Source organism: Nocardia callitridis (assembly GCF_039543305.1).
GTDB lineage: Bacteria > Actinomycetota > Actinomycetes > Mycobacteriales > Mycobacteriaceae > Nocardia > Nocardia callitridis.
On record NZ_BAABJM010000002.1, the window covers coordinates 759,698 to 775,854 of the forward strand.

A 16,157-nucleotide genomic window follows, 5' to 3' on the forward strand; every position below is an offset into this window, starting at 1 on the left:
CAACCCGTCAGCGAATCAACCCGTCAGCGAATCAACCCGTCAGCGAATCAACCCGTCAGCGAATCAACCCGTCAGCGAATCAACCCGTCAGCGAATCAACCCGTCAGCGAATCAACCCGTCAGCGAATCAACCCGTCAGCGAATCGAGGCCGTTGCGCCGCAAGTCATATGGCCGATGCCCGCACGGTGGCGAGGCAGAAGAGGTGGCCCGCCGGGTCGAGGAGCACGCGGAAACGCTCTCCGCCCGGCTGGAAATCCGGAACGACGGCACCGAAGCCGGCGAGGAGTCGCTGCGTCTCGTCCAGGTCTTCTACGGTGAAGTCGAGAGGGACGCGCCGTGCGGTAGCGGGTACGGCCACGGCGGCGGTTGGTGATCGGCGACCCGCTGGAAGTCAAGACGTACCCCACCCTCCCCGGTGAGCACGACGAGATCTTCATGCGAGGAGAACAGCCTTCCGCCGAGGACGCTCGGTAGAAGTGAGCGAGTTCCACGGGGTCAGGACAATCGATGGTGACCGCGAAAGGCGGCCGAGCACGACCACATCGAGAGTGTACGACAGCCGCGGCGGATCGAGCGCGGCAATGATCCTGCCGAAGTCGCACCGCCGAACGTACCGATACGCAGCCGTTCGAGGTGAGCGCGCCGACGAAAGACCACACAACGGCGAACTCGCGTGCGCGACAAGGGGCGCCGGGACCGGGCCCACCCGGCATGGTCGGCGGCAGCACGATGCCGACCATGGGTACCCGCCTCGCGCCCGGCCCCGACTCGACCACCGAGCGGCCGTCCGCCTCGCGTACCGACAGCGATGCTCGGTGGCAGTCTCTCGGCAGCCGCGCTCAGGGCGCGGGAACCTCGATCACGGTGGCCGAGCCCATGCCGCCGCCCGCGCACATGGCGGCGACGCCGATACCGCCTCCGCGCCTGCGTAATTCATGCACCAGGCTCACCAGCATCCGCGCACCGCTCGCGGCCACCGGGTGGCCGAGCGAGCAGCCGCTGCCGCTCACGTTCACCCGGTCGGCATCGATGCCGAGCAACCGGATGGTGGCCACGCACATCGCGGCGAACGCCTCGTTGATCTCGAACAGATCCACGTCGTTGAGCGACATCCCCGCGCGCGCGAGAGCTTTCGGGATGGCCTCGACGGGAGCCAGACCGGTGTAGGCGGGGTCGACGCCGACCGATGCCCAGGATTTCACGGTCGCCAGGTCGGGTAAACCGAGCCGGTCGGCGGCGAAACGGTCACTGGCGACGGCCAATACGGCCGCGGCGTCGTTGGCGCCGGAGGCATTGCCCGCCGTGATGCTGAACCCCTCGATCTCCGGGTGCAGTGGCGTGAGCTTGGCCAATTTCTCCATGCTCGTGTCGCGGCGCGGGTGCTCGTCCACGGCGAACAGGCCGTGCGGGGTCTCGATCGGGAGGACCTCATCGGCGAACCGTCCCTCATCGATCGCCGCGATCGCGTTGCGGTGCGAGCGCAACGCCCACGCGTCCATCTCTTCGCGACTCACCCCCGCTTTTACCGCCGCGTTCCAGCCGACCGTGATCGACATGTCCATATTCGGCGCCTCGGGGGAATCGGGGTGCGTCGGCGAAACCCACGGGTCGACCCACTCGCCCTCGACGCGGAATCGGCTCTTCGGCGAGGTGGACGCGGAGTTCACGCCGCCCGCGATGACCAACTCGTCCATGCCAGCACGCACGCTCGCCGCCGCGCTCTGTACGGCGGACATTCCGGCGGCGCAATGCCGGTTATTGGCAAGGCCGGGAACCGAGGTGAGGCCCGCGGTGACGGCCGCATGCCGCGCGATCACACCGCCGCCGTACATGCCCTCACCGAGGATCACGTCGTCGATCTGGGCCGAGCCGAGGCCGCGCGCGGCGGCCGAGACCACATGGTCGGCGAGGTCGAAGGCGGTGGTGTCGCGCAGGGTGCCTTTCCTCGCGGTGCCGATCGGCGTGCGTAGGGCGGACACGATGACTGCTTCAGGCATGATTTTGCTCCAATTCGGCGATCGTGGTGCGGCACAGTGGATTAGCGATGCCCGGCGGACGATTCGGTCGGTGCCGCGCACGCGTTACCGCGCGGTCGCGTGCCGCGATCACCGGTCGGCTCCGCGGTCTCGACAGCCACGCTGATACCTCATGAGAATGCTATTCTCTCAGAAAGAGAGTGATCGTCGCAAGAGAGGGCATTGTTATGCAGCTGAGTGGAAGTTCCGCGATTGTCGTCGGCGGGGCGGGTGGCCTCGGCGAGGCGACCGTCCGCAGGCTTCATGGTGCGGGCGCGAAGGTCGTGGTCGCCGATCTAGCCGACGACAAGGGCAAGGAACTCGAGACCGAACTCGGCGTTCGTTACGTCCGCACCGATGCCACCAGCGAGGATTCGGTCAACGCCGCGATCGCGGAGGCGGAATCGCTGGGGCCGCTCCGCGTTTCGGTCGACACGCACGGCGGACCCGCGAGCGGCGGACGGGTCGTCGGCAAAGACGGCTCCCCGCTGGATCTGGCCGGGTTCCGCACCACGATCGACGTCTACCTCACCGGCGTGTTCAACGTACTGCGCCTGACCGCGGCCGCCATGGCGAAGCAGGAGCCGATCGAGGGAGCACGCGGCGTCATCGTCAGCACCGCCTCCATCGCCGCCTACGAAGGTCAGATCGGACAGCTGCCGTACGCGGCGGCCAAGGGTGGCGTGGTGAGCATGACGCTCGTCGCGGCGCGCGACCTCTCGCCGCTGGGTATCCGGGTCGTCACCATCGCGCCCGGCACATTTCTCACCCCCGCCTACGGCAAGGCCGGTGACCAACTGGAGGCGTACTGGGGACCGCAGATCCCGCATCCCAAGCGCATGGGCCGCTCCCCCGAATACGCGGCACTCGTCGAGCACATCGTCGAGAACGACTACCTCAACGGCGAGGTGATCCGCCTCGACGGCGCCTTGCGCTTCCCACCCAAGTGACCGCACCACTCGCGGGCAAGGTCGCCTTCGTCGCCGGTGCCAGTCGTGGCATCGGCGCGGCGATCGCCGTCGCACTCGCCGAGGCGGGCGCGGCGGTCGCGGTGGCCGCGCGCAGCACGAGCGAGGGCAAGGTGCCCGGCACGATCCATTCGGTCGCCGCCGCGATCACCGCCGACGGCGGTATCGCGCGGGCGGTCAATTGTGATGTCACGAGCGAGAATTCGGTCCGTGCGGCGGTGGAGACTACCGTCGCCGAATTCGGCGGTATCGACGTCGCGATCGCCAACGCGGGGGTGCTGTGGCTCGGCCCGGTCGAGACAACACCGCTGAAACGGTGGCAGCTCTGCCTGGATGTGAACCTCACCGGCGTGTTCCTGGTGACCCGCGCGGTGATCCCGCATCTGCGCACCCGTGGCGGCGGCGCACTGATGGCGGTGACCACCAGCGGCGTCGGCATGACCGATCGCGGCGCCAACGCCTACTGGGTCTCCAAGGCTGCCGTCGAGCGCCTCTATCTGGGTCTGGCAGCGGATCTCGCCGACGACCACATCGCCGTCAACTGCCTCGCCCCCAGCGGCGTCGTGCTCACCGAAGGCTGGCAAGTAGCGGGCGATGCCCGCGCCATCCCCGCCGACATGGTCGAAGCCCCGGAAGTGATGGGCCGGGCAGCCGTAGCGCTGGCCACTCACCACTCGATCACCGGCACCGTGCAGCGCTCGCAGTCGCTGCTACTCGCGTAGCCGGTCCAACAGCTACGCAGTGGATCACCTGCGCCGGTTCGCGCGAACGGCACACACTGCCTCGGCCCTCGAATGGTTGTCGGCGACACGACCCCACCAGTCCGGGCCGTGGTCAGCGCCCGCCTCCCCGACGACCTGCCCGACCGACGGCAGCTGGCATGGCCACAGGAGGGCCGACACCGCCTCGAATGCCTCGAAAAGCGCTCGAGATGGGCAGCGCGAACGAGCGTGGCGTCGCGGGTGAGCGTGACCGGACCTGGAAACCCGCACGCGTCGCAGCGGTGGCTACACCCGGTTTCGGAAGCCCGTACCGGACTGAAACCTGTTGTCGCGGCGGGCGCCTTGCGGTCGAGCTCACCCTTCCTCCGAACAGTTCGTCGGGCGTGTCGGGTCTCGCCGAGAACGGTCGGGCGGCTTCGCGGTCGGTACCGTGGTGATCATGCGCACCGACGGAGATTCTTGGGACATCACCACCAGCGTCGGATCGACAGCCATGTTCGTGGCGGCCGCCCGCGCGCTCGGTTCCCGCAGGCCCGATCCGCTCGCGGTCGACCCGCTCGCCGACGTGTTCCTGCGTGCGGCGGGGCCGGAATGGTCGGCGCTCATCGACGCCGACCCCGATCGCACCCGCGAGCACCCGTTGCGCAGCGCCGATTTCGGGGAAGGGTTCATCACCTTCCAGTGCGCGCGCACCCGCTACTTCGACGACTACTTCGCCGAGGCGGCGCGGGCAGGGGTCAGGCAGGTGGTGATCCTGGCCGCGGGCCTGGACTCGCGCGCCTACCGACTGCCGTGGCCCGACGACACCGTCGTCTACGAGCTGGACCGCCCGCAGGTGCTCGAATTCAAGAACGCCGTGCTGTCGGAACACGGTGGCGTTCCGGTCGCCGAACGACGCGCGGTAGCGGCGGATCTGCGGGAGGACTGGTCGACAGCGTTGCGGGACAAGGGGTTCGACCCCACCGCCGCCTCCGCGTGGTTATTGGAGGGGCTGCTGCTGTACTTGCCCGCCTCGGCACAGGACCAGCTGTTCGCCACCATCGACACCCTCGCCGCGCCGGGCAGCCGCATCGCCATCGAACAACTCGCCGCGCTCCCCGAGGAAACCTATGACGCCATCAAGAGCTCGCCGAGCGATGGCGACGAGGACAGCTCCGCCGCCGAGTGGGCGCACATGATCTACAACGAGCCGCACAGCGAAGCCGCACAGTGGTTCGCCGAGCGCGGCTGGCAGTCCACCCGCACCGAATTGCCGGAGTATCTGCGCGCGTGCGGCAGGGCAGTCCCCTCCTCGGCCACCGATGGCGGGTTCACCTTGGATCAGATCAGCCTGGTCACTGCCGTGCGTCCGACCTAGGAACGACCGAAGGCCTGCAGGAAGGTGTGAACCGCCGCGTCGGTCACCTCGTGCAGCTCGGCGTCGGCGACCCGGCGCGTGCCGAGCTGGGATCGGATCTCCAACGGCGCGGTGAACAAGGCGGTGAACTGCTCGGCAGCCCTGGACGGGTCGTCGATGGCCAGGCGGCCCGCGAGTGACAGCCGCGCGAGGCGGTCGGCCAGTGCGTCGTTGACTCGATCCATCGCGCGCCCACGGATCAGGTCGAGCAGGTCGGGAAACCGCGTGATCTCCGCGTACATCAGCCGACGCACCGCCCACGAGCGGTCGTCGCAATAACACTGCCCCAGCCGAAAGGCGACCGCCAGCAGCACCTCCCGCACTTCGCCGGTATCGCGCGCGAGCTGCTCCACCGCCTCGAGGTTCTTGGCCACGGCACGATCCGCGTCACGGGCGAATACCGCACGAAACAGCGTTTCCTTGTCGCCGAAGTGGTTGTAGACCGTCCGCTTCGCCACGCCGGCCTCTATCGCGATGGTGTCGACCACCGCCAGTGCGTACCCCTCGCGCGCGAACACCGTGAACGCCGCGTCCAGGATCGCTTCCCGCTTATCGATCCGACCACGTGCGGTGGAATTCTCCGGGTGGGCTTTCGCTTCGGCCATTCTTGGGAGTCTACCCAGGGCTTTCCTATGCACCCGCGGGTGCAGCTTCTTACCCACAAGAGTGCGCAAATCTCACTGGGTTGTTATTGTGCACTGGTAAGTGCATTTTACTGACCTTGAAGGAGTTCCCATGCCCGCATACCTGATCGTCGACGCCGCGGACATCGTCACCGACACCGGCGAAACCGACCAGCGCGCAGACGAATATCGCGTGCTCGCACAGCAATCGATCCGCCAGTTCGGCGGTCGCTACCTCGTTATGGGCGCGTCACCCGTCGCACTGTCGGGCGAATGGCCCGCCGAACGCGTAGTCACCGTCGTCGAATTCCCAGACCGCGCCACCCTCGACCGCTGGCACGCCTCCCCGGAATACACCGACGCCGCACAGATCAGAAAGACCTCGATCGACGCCCGCATCCTGCTCGCCGACGGCATCGACGACTGAGCCCGAATCGCGAAACCATTGCCGCGCCCAGCCGCACGACACCGCCGCACCCACACATGCCTTACTGGAAATATTTCCCGAATGGCATACAATTGGCGGTATGGCAGATTTCGGCAGCTTCGGCATGACAGAGAACGGACGGTGGGCCGTCCGGTTCGAGCGCGTATTCGCTCACCCTCGAACGAAGGTATGGCGCTCGCTCACCGAAACCGACCAGCTCCGACACTGGTTCGTCGACATACTCGACTACGACCGCACGCGATTCTCGATCGAGCCGGGAGCTCAGCTGGTGTTCGTCGCGAAAACCGGCGGCGACCCCACGTTCGGGGAAGTCCGAGCGGTCGACCCACCGCGGCTGCTGGAGTACAGCTGGGGCGAAGAGATCCTGCGCTGGGAACTCGATGACCTCGGTGCCGAATCCTGTCGACTCACCTTCGTGAACGAGTTCCCCGACCGCGATTCGGCGCCGGGCCTCGGCGCCGGCTGGCACGTGGGCCTGGATCGACTCCACCAGCACCTCACCGGAACAGCGCACCCCCAGTCGACCTGGGACCAGTTGACCGAGCACTATGCCCAAGCCTTCGGATAAACCCGACCTCTTCGCCGTCCTCGCCGAACCGAGCCGTCGCAAGATTCTCGACCTGCTCCGCGAACACGAACGCTCGGTCGGCGAGCTCGTGGGACCACTGGACCTCGAGCAACCCACCATCTCGAAACACCTTCGCCTACTCCGGGAAGCAGGGCTGGTCGAAGTACGCGCCGACGCCCGCCGCCGGATCTACCGCCTGCACGCCGAACCCCTTGCCGACCTGGACAACTGGCTCGCCCCCTACCGGAGCGCCTGGGCCACCCGCTTCGACGCCTTGGAACGGCAGCTGGATTCCACACCCGACCCGTGACCGTGCAGCACGTCCATCCCGCTGCCCCGGAGGCGCGTGGCTCAGCACCGAATGCCTTCTGCCGGAATACCTCTCAGTGCCAGAGCAGCGCACGCACCTGGCCTCTACTTCGGCGCCGTCAACTGCGCGATGTTCTTGCGGAAATCCTCCGTTTGGAACGACTGATCCTCGGCGGTCAAGGCGAAATCCAGCGTCGCGAGGACCGCGTGTTCGAGTTGGAGGTTGAGGACGCGTTTCGTACTTTCCACGGCCTGTTGCGGGAGTTCGAGGATCTTCTTCGCGCAGGCGATCGCCTCGGTCAACGGGTCGGCGACGATGTGGTTGACCAGGCCCATCTCCCTTGCCCTTTCGGCGGTGATGCGTGCGCCGGTCAGGGCGTATTCCTTGGCCAACAACAGGCTGGTGTGCAGCGGCCAGGTGAGTGGGCCTCCGTCGGCGGCGACCAGACCCACTCGGACGTGCGGGTCGGCGAGGTAGGCGTGCTCGGCGATGTAGACGATGTCGCTCAATGCCAGCAGGCTGCAGCCCAGTCCGACGGCGGGGCCGTTGACGGCGGTGACCACCGGCACCCGGCAGCGCGCCAAACCCAACACGATGTCGCGGCCGTGCGCGATGGTCTTGGCGCGCAACGCCGCGTCGTTCGCCAACGTGGCGAGGTACTCGAAATCACCGCCCGCCGAGAAGGCTTTGCCACTGCCGGTGAGTACCGCCGCGCGGGCCGTCGGGTCCGCGCTCAATCGCGGCCACAGGGTGGCCAGGCCGGTGTGCAGTGCGTCGTCGACGGCGTTGAGGGCTTCGGGTCGATTCAGGGTGATAATCCGTAGCGCACCCTCGGCACGAACATCGATTTCCGCTGGCATGTCATACATTTCAGGCTCCCAATCCGAGAATCCGGGCGGCGATGATGTTCTTCTGAATCTGCGAGGTCCCACCCATCACGCTCTGTGCGCGGCTGTAGAGATAGGAACCGAGCGATTCGGGGTCCTTGGCACCGCCGACGGCGAGGGCGGCGTGTCCGACGGCCTGGTCGACCCAGGTCATGAGGAGCTTGTCCACCGAACCTTCCGGGCCGTGTGAGACCCCATCGAGCTGTTCGGACAGCCGACGCCGCACGTGCAGCCGCAGCATCTCGGTCTGCACGGTGGCCATGGCCAGTTCGGCCGGGATTCGATCACCCGCGCGAGCGGTCAAGTCCCGCACCAATTTCCCGTAGCGGGCCGAATAGCCGAGGGTGGACGGCTCACGTTCGTGGCCAATGACCGTCATCGCCAGCGCCCATCCGGTCCCCGCTTCGCCGACCAGCTGGTCGGCGGGTACGGTCGCGCCGTCGAAGTGCACCTGACCGAATTCGGTCGTCACGCCGTTCATCATGCGCAGCGGTTCCTGCCGGATACCCGGCTGATGCATCGAGATGACGAACGCCGAGAGTCCGCGATGCCGCGGCGCGTCGGGGTCGGTGCGCGCGAGCAAAAGGCACCAGTCGGCGACATCGGAGTAGCTCGTCCAGATCTTGTGTCCGTCAATGACATACGAGTCACCGACCCGGGTCGCGGTGGTACGCAACGCGGCAAGATCAGACCCGGCTTCGGGCTCGCTGAAACCCTGGCACCAGCGTTCGGTGCCGTTGATCATGCCGGGCAGAAACCGTTGGCGCAGTGCCTCATCGGCGTGCCTGCCGAGCCCGTGGATCAGATATCCGAGACTGGGGCGCGGCGGCGCACCGGCCAGTGCCAGCTCCTCGTCCAGGATCACGTCGTAGACCGGAGCGAGCGCCTGACCACCGTATTCACGCGGCCACGACAACCCGAAAAACCCGCCCTCGTACAGCGCGCGATGCCACTCGCCTTGCCGCGTCCAATAGTCGTCACCGGATGTGGGGTACGTACTGGCGCGTTCGGTCAGCCACGCGCGCAGACTGGCACGAAATCGCGCCTCCTCCGGCGAATCACGAAAGTCCACTGTCGATCTCCTCCAAGCGCACGGGGAACAATTCGGTCGAGCCGAGCGCGCGCCGCAGATACACGTGCGCCAAGCAGTCCCAGGTATTGCCGATGCCGCCGTGCACCTGCACCCCGGTCTCGCACACGGTGCGCGCGGCGTTCGCGCAATAGATCTTGGCGATGCGCGCGGCGCGCACCGCGGCCTCGGGATCGAGCTCGTCGACCGCCCACCCCGCGTGCCGCAGGACGCTCACCGATCCTTCGATCAGCGCCAGTGCCTCGGCGAGCAGATGCGCGACCGCCTGGTGCGAGCCGATCGTCTTGCCGTACTGCGCACGGACTTTCGCGTAATCGCAGGCGAGTGCGTGTGCGCCGCGCGCGACGCCGACCAGGTCGGCGCACGTGGCGACCAGGGCGAGCGCGTACCAGCGACGCACACGTTCCCTCGGCAATTGGTCGAGCAGTTCCTTGGGTCCGGTGATCTCGGCTTCGGTCCTGGTCAGGTCCACTCCCCCGACGGTGTCGCCGACCATCGCCGACGTCAGCTGCCGTTCGGTGAGGGCCACGGCCCTCGCACATCCGGTGGCATCTATGGCACGACCGTCCACCGCGATCGTCCACCCCGCGGTCTCCGGCGGAAGATGATCGCGCAGATCGTCGGCGAGCACCGGGCCGAGGAACGGCACATCGACCAGCCCGCGCCCGAACTCCTCGGCGACGACGGCGACCTCGACCCCCGACGCGCCGTCGGAGCGCAGTTCCCGCCACCCGGTCGACTCCACCGCACGCATCAACCGACCGATCCGCGCGAGATCCGCGAGGTCGGCCACCGAACCCGGCCCGAGATCGTCGGCCAGCTTCGCGGCGGCGTCGCGCAGTTGTCGTTGTTCATTCGTCAGACGGACGTCCATGACGCTCCTCCAATATTCGACGCAGCGCCTTACCCGAGGGCAGGCGGGGAATCTCCGGCACGAACACCACCCGGCGCGGCCGCTTGTAACCGGCCAATCTGGCGCCGACCAACTCGATGAGTTCTTCGGCGGATACCGGCTTTTCGGCCGCGACGGCCGCGATGATCGCCTCACCGTCGGCGGTATCGGCGACACCGAAGACCGCGCAGTCCGCGACCGAGGGGTGTCCGTGCAGGACGGCCTCGATCTCGGCCGGCGCGACCTGGAAGCCGCGAACCTTGATCATCTCCTTGGATCGGTCGGTGATCCGTATCCACCCGTCGGCATCGATCCTGCCGACGTCACCGGTGCGGAACCAGCCGTCGACGAACGCGTCCTCGGTCGCCTTCTCCGGCAGATAGCCCGCCATCACCGATTCCGCGCGGGCCTGGATCTCGCCGAGTTCTCCCGCCGCGACCGGTGTGCCGTTCTCGAGCGAGACCACCCGGAGCCGTACCCCCTCGACGGCGCGACCGACACTGTCCAGCCGTGCTGTCCCGTCGACGGGATTGCAGGCGATGACAGGCAATTCGCTGGCACCGTAGGCGGGTGCCCAGCCGACGCCGGTGCGCCGCGTGACCTCTTCGGCGACGCTCGGGGTCACCGGCGTCGCACCCCACATGATGTAGCGCAGTGAGGAAAGATCGTAGGACTCCAGCACGGGATGAGCGGCCATGGCGAGCGCGATCGGCGCGACCGCCATCTCGATGGTGATGCGGTCGGTCGCGATGTGACTGAGCATTCGGTCGAGATCGAATCGGCGGTGCAGCCGCGCCCACGCCCCCACTTCGAGCGCGGTGACGATATTGAGTACGCCGAGAATATGCGAGGGCGGCGTGACGATCTGGATGCGGTCACGCTCGGTCATGTCCAGCGCTTCGCGCCAATGCCGTACCGCGGCGGCGAAGGAGCCGTGCGTGTGGCGCACCGCCTTGGGTAAACCGGTGGTGCCGGAGCTGAAGACCAACACGGCGTCGGCCGCCGCGTCGACGGCGACGGGAGGAATCGACGCGTCCGGCACCGGCTCGTCCAGGTGCAGCATCGGACGCAGCGCGGCCAGTACCGGATGATCGCCGATGGCGTGCTGCGGCTCGGTGACCGTGAGCGCGTGCGCGACCTCGTCGTGCTTGTAGGCGGGGCTCAGCAGCACCACCGCGGCGCCGAGGCGCCAGATCGCCAGCAGCGCGAACACGAACTCCGGCCGGTTGGACGACATCAGCGCAACCCGATGCCCCACGCGCACACCGCGTTCGGCCAACGCCGCGGCCAAGCTGTCGGTCTTGGATTCCAGTTCGTGCCTGGTGTAGCGCTGATCCTCGAAGGTCAGTATCACCGGTTCGTTCATATCGTGTCCTCGCCGGTGATCCGTCCCGCCTCCGGGGTTCGTTTTCTGTATGGCAACATTGAGAGTACTCCATCCGGCTGACGAGAATAGTATTCTCGTCTAGACAGAATCATAATCCCAAAGGAGGCACTTCATGGCGAGTTCCCCGTTGTCCCAGCGCGTGACGGACGAGTCGGCGCCCGAGGAGCCCGCCGCACCGAGCGGACAGCTCGAAGGCACGGTGACGGTAATCCTTGGCAACAAGCGCATTTCGGTGCCGAGACACGTGAACGAGACCCTGTTGGAAAGCGCACGCCGCGGTGGATTGGCACCGCCGTTCTCCTGCGAGGCGGGTAACTGCGGCACCTGCATGGCCAAGCTGGTGAAAGGCACCGCGCGCATGCGGGTCAATGACGCGCTCGACGAGGACGACATCGAGGACGGCTACATCCTCACCTGCCAGGGCGTGCCGGACAGCGAGTCGGTGACGGTCCGGTACGAATGAGAACGCACAGGGCGTAGCACGCGCCGGCGCCCCACCCTACGAGGTCCGACAGACGACACGATCAATGACCACACGTCGTCGGTCACCGACAGATTGTCCGATCGAGACAGTAGCCAATCGCTTTCGACGTACCTCCCCGATCGCGCGGCACCCCAACTCTTTCGAGCACCACCGTCACTGCGTCCGCCTCCCGGGGCGATGCGGTGACACAGACGAGCTACCCGTGTGTGACACGGCAGGCGAGCACGCACAGCAACTCGTCGGTCACCACAACGACGCCGCCCACCCTGTCGCCCAGATCACCCCACCGCACGCGGCAAGAGCACGGCCGTGGCGCTGGACACAGGATTCGCCGCCGCGCTGACCAGCCTTCACGTGCCCCCTCCGATCGTCGCCCGAAGACCGGGTCGAGTCCATAGCGAGGCGTCCTCACACACGCGCGCCCTGACCACACACACCAGATCGCCTGCGGCCGAACACCTGAGGAGACGACCGCAAGCCAAGCGCCACCGCGGGCGACCGGCGACAGATGCGCGCGACAGTGTCCCGTCGGAGCGAGCGGCGATCAACCCCGATGACCAACGCGATCAAAACCAACCGGGTACACCGCACTCAGCGAGCAGCGGGTTGCCGTAACTCCGCGGCGATCTCGGCTAGAACAGTCCTGGTTCGGTGCTTGGACGCGATCAACTCTTCCCGGTTGTCGCCGATCGGCAGCAGCCGCACCGAGAGATCGGTGGCACCCGCCTCGGCGAAGCGGCGGAACCTGGCGAGGATGGCGTCCTCGTCCCCGGCCGCGCAGAGATCGCCGATGTCGCGGGCATCGCCGTAGTCCAGCAGACGCTGATAGTTCGGTGACACCTCCGCCTCGCCGAGGATCCGGTTGGCCCGACTCCGTGCCGCATCGACTTCCGAAGGCGCACAGAGGCATACGGGAATTCCCGCGACGATCCTCGGCGACTTACGACCGGCATTCTCGGCCGCTTTCGTAATCCGAGGGACCACATGGTCGGCGACCGCGCGCTCGTCGGCCATCCACAGCACAGTGCCGTCGGCGCGCTCCCCCGCGATCGACAGCATCACCGGCCCCAGGGCGGCCAGCAGCACCGGAATGGTTTGGGGTGCGCCGAGGTCGATCGGATTGTGCACGCTGAACGTGGAGTTCTCGACATCCACGGGGCCGGGACCGGCCAGGGCGACATCGAGAACGTCCAGGTAGTCGCGGGTCAGCCCGGCGGGACGTTCGTAGGGCAACCCCAGCATGTCGCGCACGATCCAGTGGTGCGAAGGACCGAGCCCGAGCGCGAGGCGACCGTCCGCCGCGGCATTCGCCGACAGCGCCTGCCTGGCGAGTGCGACCGGATGTTGCGCCTGCAACGGCACCACCGCGGTGCCCAGTTCGATTCGGCTGGTGTGCATCCCCATCAGCGCGATGGTCACCAAGGCATCGAAATCGGTGGGGATCTGCGGCACCCACGCGGTGTCCAGATCCGCCTCCTCCGCCCACGCGATGTCATCGAGCATCCGGCTCACCTTGCGCGCGGAGTCGCCGCGCTCCGGTCCGATCATCACACCGATCCGCACGATTTCCTCCAGGTCTCGCAGCACTTTCCCCGTCGATGAATACGTTACTTGCGAAAAATGAGAATGCCAATACCATCAGAGTTGGAACATATTCTCATCAGCAGCGGCGCCACACCGGGCACTCGCCAGCGCGGGCGGTCGCAGGGTAAGGAACGACGTCCATGCCAAGTCAGCACGCGCTCACCGGCCGCACCCTCATCGTTTCCGGCGCAAGCAGGGGCATCGGCCTTGCCATCGCACGCGCCGCCGCCACACACGGCGCGAACGTCGTCTTGCTGGCGAAGACCAGCCAGCCACACCCCCGCCTGCCCGGCACCGTGCATACCGCCGCGGCCGAGATCGAGGCCGAAGGCGGCGCCGCCCTGGCTATCGTCGGCGACGTGCGCGCCGAGGCCGACGTGCAACGCGCCGTCGACGCGGCCGTCGACCGGTTCGGCGGCATCGATATCTGCGTGAACAACGCCAGTGCGATCGCCGTCGAACCGACGGAGTCGCTGTCGGCCAAGAAATTCGACCTGATGCACCAGGTCAACGCCCGCGGCACCTTCCTGCTCACCAAGGCGTGCCTGCCGCACCTGCGCGCGGCATCCGACGCACACGTCCTCACCGTGTCGCCACCGGTGAATCTCGATCCGCGCTGGCTGGGCGCCCACCCCGCCTACACGCTGTCGAAATACGCCATGACATTGCTGTCGCTGGGCTGGGCGGCGGAATTCGCCGACGCGGATATCGCGGTGAACTGCCTGTGGCCGCAGACTTACATCGCCACCAGTGCGGTCGCCAACATGGCCGAGGGCACCTCGCTGCTGGAGACCGCGCGCAGCCCCGCCATCATGGCCGACGCCGCCATCGAAATCCTCTCGCGCCCAGCGAAATACGCCACCGGACAAACCTATATCGACGCCGCCGTGCTCACCGAAGCCGGGGTCGACGACCTTGCGCGCTACGGCGGCGGACCACACCCCACCCCAGATCTCTTCCTCGACTGAATCGTCGAACCCCGCCCGGAGAACACCATGAACAGAGCAGTCACCATCACCGTCACCGACATGCTTGACTATTTCGGCAAGTGCCCACGCTGCGGGTACCCCGCCACCGCCTCGAAGACCGTGCGACATCTCGGCAGAATCAACGTGGTGATCGAAGTGGTAGCCACATGCGGCCTGCCCTGTGGCTGGAGCGGCCAAGTCCCCGAAACCACCATGACGGGGCAACCCAGCGTCGGCGGCCACGGTCACACCGCCAGTCCGTGACCGGACCACCCGCGCGACGCATCCGCCGAGGTCACCGCGCAGACTCCGTCGCATTCGTATCACCTGGGACGAGCGAGACGGTGCGGCGTGTTATCGAGATCCGGGACGGCCAGGTGGTCAACCAGCGCACCGTGTCCAGGGGCGCGCGGCGCTCACCCCTACGCGGTGATCTGAGCCAGGGCGGGGGAAGACACTACGCACCCAATCCGTTCCACAACACGCGCCACACGCGTTCAGCCAAGACCGGCCGCACCGCCTCGTCGGTCTTGGCCAGGACGGCCGCGAGCATCGCCACGGCGAGTACCACATCGGTGGGGTCGACCCATGAGCCGAGGGCGCCGCGGCGGTGCGCGTCCTCGAGTTTGCTCGCCAGCAGGCTGGTCAGCCGCTCGCTGACGGCGGTGAGCCTGGCGTCGCCCGTCCTCGGGTCCAGGGTGGCGATGAAGGCGGCCGAGGTGGTGATCTGCGCGACGATCAGCGCGAGTACCGCTTCGAGCGTGGAATCCGCGCGCGCGGCAAGATCTTCGACCTCGACGATATTGTCCTCGAATACCGCGAGCACGATGGACTCGCGGGTCGGGAAGTGTCGGTAGAGACTGCCTTGGCCAACGGCGGCGGCGCGCGCGATCGAACTGAGTGGCGCGTCCAACCCGTTCTCGGCGAACACTTCTCGGGCGGCGGCGATCAGCGCAGCTCGATTACCGGCTGCGGCTTTCGGACCCCGATTAGCTCGCCGCGCCTCCGTCACGGTTTCCAGCCTACGCACTCCCCCAGCGCAGTCCGGATAGCCGACCTCCGAAAACGGTGGGGTCGTCATTCGAGAGCCGACCATCCGCGTCCACAGTCGAATACGGCCCGTCAGCACGGCGTCGACGGCGTGCTGACGGGCCGATTCCGGCTAGGGATCGCGTGGCATGCTGGTCAGTACCGTCGCGCACCGGCGAAGGGCATCGATGAAATCGGCGACACCTCGACACCTTTGCCATAGTCCGACGCGTGGATGACATTTCCGTCGCCCGCGTACAACCCGGAGTGGCTACCGCCGTAGAAGGCGACGACATCACCCGGCTGCAGATCCTCGCGGGAGGTGGGCGTTCCCTCGGACAGTTGCGCCTGGCTCGTGCGTGGCAGCTCTTCCCCGACCTGCCGGTAGGACCACTGCACCAGGCCCGAACAATCGAAGGTATCCGGCCCCGCGGCGCCCATGCTGTAGGCGGAACCGATCTTGCCGCGGGCCACATCGACCGCCCGCTGTCCCAACGTCCCCATCGGCATCACGTAATGCGGTTCCCGTGCGCCGGAGGACCCGGTAGGGAGGGGGATATCATCCCCGATCTCGATCGTCCCGATGCCGGGAAACGACACTTGTTGCGCGCTTGCCGGTCCGGCGACCATTGCGGTCGCACCCATTGCCGCCGCCGCGATGGCGCCGACCGAAATTACTCGTGCGACTGTGCCCTGCTTGCCTCGATCAGGTCGAACGTCGGCGCTGAACGCCATGATTCGGTCCTCCGATCATCGTCGGCAGGCCCGGTACGAGCACCTCTCGT

The 16,157-nt window shown here is 67.2% G+C and carries 20 protein-coding genes; 10 read left to right on the forward strand and 10 right to left on the reverse strand.

All coding sequences use genetic code 11. The features are described from left to right. Positions 1 to 164 precede the first annotated feature (164 nt). Together ABEA50_RS12275 and ABEA50_RS12280 are read right to left on the reverse strand one after the other, a co-directional pair. Positions 165 to 359, reverse strand: coding sequence for a VOC family protein (locus ABEA50_RS12275; protein ID WP_345495420.1), 195 nt, complete (start codon positions 357 to 359; stop codon positions 165 to 167). Positions 360 to 840: 481 nt separating this feature from the next. Further along, complete coding sequence (locus ABEA50_RS12280; RefSeq protein ID WP_345495421.1) at positions 841 to 1,998, reverse strand: thiolase family protein; 1,158 nt, start codon at positions 1,996 to 1,998, stop codon at positions 841 to 843. 206 nt (positions 1,999 to 2,204) lie between these two features. Here ABEA50_RS12280 and ABEA50_RS12285 point away from each other — a divergent pair, with 206 nt between their 5' ends. The 3 genes from ABEA50_RS12285 (at position 2,205) to ABEA50_RS12295 (ending at position 5,063) form a co-directional block, all read left to right on the forward strand. Further along, positions 2,205 to 2,966 (forward strand): SDR family NAD(P)-dependent oxidoreductase, encoded by a 762-nt coding sequence (locus tag ABEA50_RS12285; RefSeq protein ID WP_345495422.1) that lies wholly within the window; start codon positions 2,205 to 2,207, stop codon positions 2,964 to 2,966. Continuing rightward, on the forward strand, positions 2,963 to 3,706 hold the full coding sequence (locus ABEA50_RS12290) for an SDR family NAD(P)-dependent oxidoreductase (protein WP_345495423.1): 744 nt from the start codon (positions 2,963 to 2,965) through the stop codon (positions 3,704 to 3,706). The genes ABEA50_RS12285 and ABEA50_RS12290 overlap by 4 nt, the downstream gene beginning before the upstream one ends. Before the next feature lie 439 nt (positions 3,707 to 4,145). Continuing rightward, entirely contained in the window at positions 4,146 to 5,063 is a 918-nt protein-coding gene (locus tag ABEA50_RS12295) for an SAM-dependent methyltransferase (protein ID WP_345495424.1), read from the forward strand. Here the strand turns inward: ABEA50_RS12295 and ABEA50_RS12300 are convergent. Continuing rightward, the gene (locus ABEA50_RS12300) at positions 5,060 to 5,707 is read right to left on the reverse strand and encodes a TetR/AcrR family transcriptional regulator (RefSeq protein WP_345495425.1); all 648 of its coding nucleotides are present in this window, start codon (positions 5,705 to 5,707) and stop codon (positions 5,060 to 5,062) included. The genes ABEA50_RS12295 and ABEA50_RS12300 overlap by 4 nt on opposite strands. 130 nt (positions 5,708 to 5,837) lie before the next feature. Here ABEA50_RS12300 and ABEA50_RS12305 point away from each other — a divergent pair, with 130 nt between their 5' ends. The 3 genes from ABEA50_RS12305 to ABEA50_RS12315 all read left to right on the forward strand — a co-directional run bounded on the left by ABEA50_RS12305 (position 5,838) and on the right by ABEA50_RS12315 (position 7,051). Beyond that, positions 5,838 to 6,152 (forward strand): DUF1330 domain-containing protein, encoded by a 315-nt coding sequence (locus tag ABEA50_RS12305; protein ID WP_345495426.1) that lies wholly within the window; start codon positions 5,838 to 5,840, stop codon positions 6,150 to 6,152. A 100-nt stretch (positions 6,153 to 6,252) separates the two neighbouring features. After that, positions 6,253 to 6,741, forward strand: coding sequence for an SRPBCC domain-containing protein (locus ABEA50_RS12310; protein WP_345495427.1), 489 nt, complete (start codon positions 6,253 to 6,255; stop codon positions 6,739 to 6,741). Further along, on the forward strand, positions 6,722 to 7,051 hold the full coding sequence (locus ABEA50_RS12315) for an ArsR/SmtB family transcription factor (RefSeq protein WP_345495428.1): 330 nt from the start codon (positions 6,722 to 6,724) through the stop codon (positions 7,049 to 7,051). The genes ABEA50_RS12310 and ABEA50_RS12315 overlap by 20 nt, the downstream gene beginning before the upstream one ends. A 104-nt stretch (positions 7,052 to 7,155) precedes the next feature. Here the strand turns inward: ABEA50_RS12315 and ABEA50_RS12320 are convergent, their stop codons facing one another. From ABEA50_RS12320 to ABEA50_RS12335, 4 genes are read right to left on the reverse strand one after another with little or no spacing between them, the layout of a single operon-like run. Continuing rightward, positions 7,156 to 7,920, reverse strand: a complete 765-nt coding sequence (locus ABEA50_RS12320; RefSeq protein ID WP_345495429.1) for an enoyl-CoA hydratase/isomerase family protein — start codon at positions 7,918 to 7,920, stop codon at positions 7,156 to 7,158. A 1-nt stretch (position 7,921) separates the two neighbouring features. Then, positions 7,922 to 9,010, reverse strand: a complete 1,089-nt coding sequence (locus tag ABEA50_RS12325; protein WP_345495430.1) for an acyl-CoA dehydrogenase family protein — start codon at positions 9,008 to 9,010, stop codon at positions 7,922 to 7,924. Further along, the gene (locus tag ABEA50_RS12330; protein WP_345495432.1) at positions 8,997 to 9,902 is read right to left on the reverse strand and encodes an acyl-CoA dehydrogenase family protein; all 906 of its coding nucleotides are present in this window, start codon (positions 9,900 to 9,902) and stop codon (positions 8,997 to 8,999) included. The genes ABEA50_RS12325 and ABEA50_RS12330 overlap by 14 nt, the downstream gene beginning before the upstream one ends. Beyond that, a complete protein-coding gene (locus ABEA50_RS12335) occupies positions 9,880 to 11,286 on the reverse strand; it encodes a class I adenylate-forming enzyme family protein (protein WP_345495433.1) in 1,407 nt (468 codons plus the stop codon). The genes ABEA50_RS12330 and ABEA50_RS12335 overlap by 23 nt, the downstream gene beginning before the upstream one ends. A gap of 133 nt (positions 11,287 to 11,419) precedes the next feature. Between ABEA50_RS12335 and ABEA50_RS12340 the strand changes: the two genes are divergently transcribed. Both ABEA50_RS12340 and ABEA50_RS12345 read left to right on the forward strand, forming a co-directional pair. Then, on the forward strand, positions 11,420 to 11,770 hold the full coding sequence (locus ABEA50_RS12340; protein WP_345495434.1) for a 2Fe-2S iron-sulfur cluster-binding protein: 351 nt from the start codon (positions 11,420 to 11,422) through the stop codon (positions 11,768 to 11,770). A gap of 223 nt (positions 11,771 to 11,993) precedes the next feature. Beyond that, the gene (locus ABEA50_RS12345; protein WP_345495435.1) at positions 11,994 to 12,134 is read left to right on the forward strand and encodes a hypothetical protein; all 141 of its coding nucleotides are present in this window, start codon (positions 11,994 to 11,996) and stop codon (positions 12,132 to 12,134) included. Positions 12,135 to 12,382: 248 nt separating this feature from the next. Here ABEA50_RS12345 and ABEA50_RS12350 read toward each other — a convergent pair whose 3' ends face one another. Beyond that, positions 12,383 to 13,354 (reverse strand): LLM class F420-dependent oxidoreductase, encoded by a 972-nt coding sequence (locus ABEA50_RS12350; RefSeq protein WP_345496537.1) that lies wholly within the window; start codon positions 13,352 to 13,354, stop codon positions 12,383 to 12,385. 161 nt (positions 13,355 to 13,515) lie between these two features. Here ABEA50_RS12350 and ABEA50_RS12355 point away from each other — a divergent pair, with 161 nt between their 5' ends. After that, complete coding sequence (locus ABEA50_RS12355; RefSeq protein ID WP_345495436.1) at positions 13,516 to 14,343, forward strand: SDR family oxidoreductase; 828 nt, start codon at positions 13,516 to 13,518, stop codon at positions 14,341 to 14,343. Positions 14,344 to 14,370: 27 nt separating this feature from the next. Continuing rightward, entirely contained in the window at positions 14,371 to 14,607 is a 237-nt protein-coding gene (locus tag ABEA50_RS12360) for a hypothetical protein (RefSeq protein ID WP_345495437.1), read from the forward strand. Positions 14,608 to 14,800: 193 nt separating this feature from the next. On the opposite strand, the gene ABEA50_RS12365 is transcribed toward ABEA50_RS12360, so the two are convergent. Then, positions 14,801 to 15,355 carry a helix-turn-helix domain-containing protein gene (locus ABEA50_RS12365; RefSeq protein WP_345495439.1) on the reverse strand — a complete coding sequence of 185 codons (555 nt, stop codon included), beginning with the start codon at positions 15,353 to 15,355 and terminating at the stop codon, positions 14,801 to 14,803. A 173-nt stretch (positions 15,356 to 15,528) separates the two neighbouring features. Then, positions 15,529 to 16,107 (reverse strand): C40 family peptidase, encoded by a 579-nt coding sequence (locus tag ABEA50_RS12370; RefSeq protein WP_425577592.1) that lies wholly within the window; start codon positions 16,105 to 16,107, stop codon positions 15,529 to 15,531. Positions 16,108 to 16,157 lie beyond the last annotated feature (50 nt).

What these genes read in the sequence shown, in the direction of transcription:
- ABEA50_RS12280 (WP_345495421.1), bottom strand. Translation starts at nt 1,998, where the DNA reads ATGCCTGAAGCAGTCATCGTGTCCGCCCTACGCACGCCGATCGGCACC.
- ABEA50_RS12285 (WP_345495422.1), top strand. Translation starts at nt 2,205, where the DNA reads ATGCAGCTGAGTGGAAGTTCCGCGATTGTCGTCGGCGGGGCGGGTGGC.
- ABEA50_RS12295 (WP_345495424.1), top strand. Translation starts at nt 4,146, where the DNA reads ATGCGCACCGACGGAGATTCTTGGGACATCACCACCAGCGTCGGATCG.
- ABEA50_RS12300 (WP_345495425.1), bottom strand. Translation starts at nt 5,707, where the DNA reads ATGGCCGAAGCGAAAGCCCACCCGGAGAATTCCACCGCACGTGGTCGG.
- ABEA50_RS12305 (WP_345495426.1), top strand. Translation starts at nt 5,838, where the DNA reads ATGCCCGCATACCTGATCGTCGACGCCGCGGACATCGTCACCGACACC.
- ABEA50_RS12310 (WP_345495427.1), top strand. Translation starts at nt 6,253, where the DNA reads ATGGCAGATTTCGGCAGCTTCGGCATGACAGAGAACGGACGGTGGGCC.
- ABEA50_RS12315 (WP_345495428.1), top strand. Translation starts at nt 6,722, where the DNA reads ATGCCCAAGCCTTCGGATAAACCCGACCTCTTCGCCGTCCTCGCCGAA.
- ABEA50_RS12320 (WP_345495429.1), bottom strand. Translation starts at nt 7,920, where the DNA reads ATGTATGACATGCCAGCGGAAATCGATGTTCGTGCCGAGGGTGCGCTA.
- ABEA50_RS12330 (WP_345495432.1), bottom strand. Translation starts at nt 9,902, where the DNA reads ATGGACGTCCGTCTGACGAATGAACAACGACAACTGCGCGACGCCGCC.
- ABEA50_RS12335 (WP_345495433.1), bottom strand. Translation starts at nt 11,286, where the DNA reads ATGAACGAACCGGTGATACTGACCTTCGAGGATCAGCGCTACACCAGG.
- ABEA50_RS12340 (WP_345495434.1), top strand. Translation starts at nt 11,420, where the DNA reads ATGGCGAGTTCCCCGTTGTCCCAGCGCGTGACGGACGAGTCGGCGCCC.
- ABEA50_RS12355 (WP_345495436.1), top strand. Translation starts at nt 13,516, where the DNA reads ATGCCAAGTCAGCACGCGCTCACCGGCCGCACCCTCATCGTTTCCGGC.
- ABEA50_RS12360 (WP_345495437.1), top strand. Translation starts at nt 14,371, where the DNA reads ATGAACAGAGCAGTCACCATCACCGTCACCGACATGCTTGACTATTTC.
- ABEA50_RS12370 (WP_425577592.1), bottom strand. Translation starts at nt 16,107, where the DNA reads ATGGCGTTCAGCGCCGACGTTCGACCTGATCGAGGCAAGCAGGGCACA.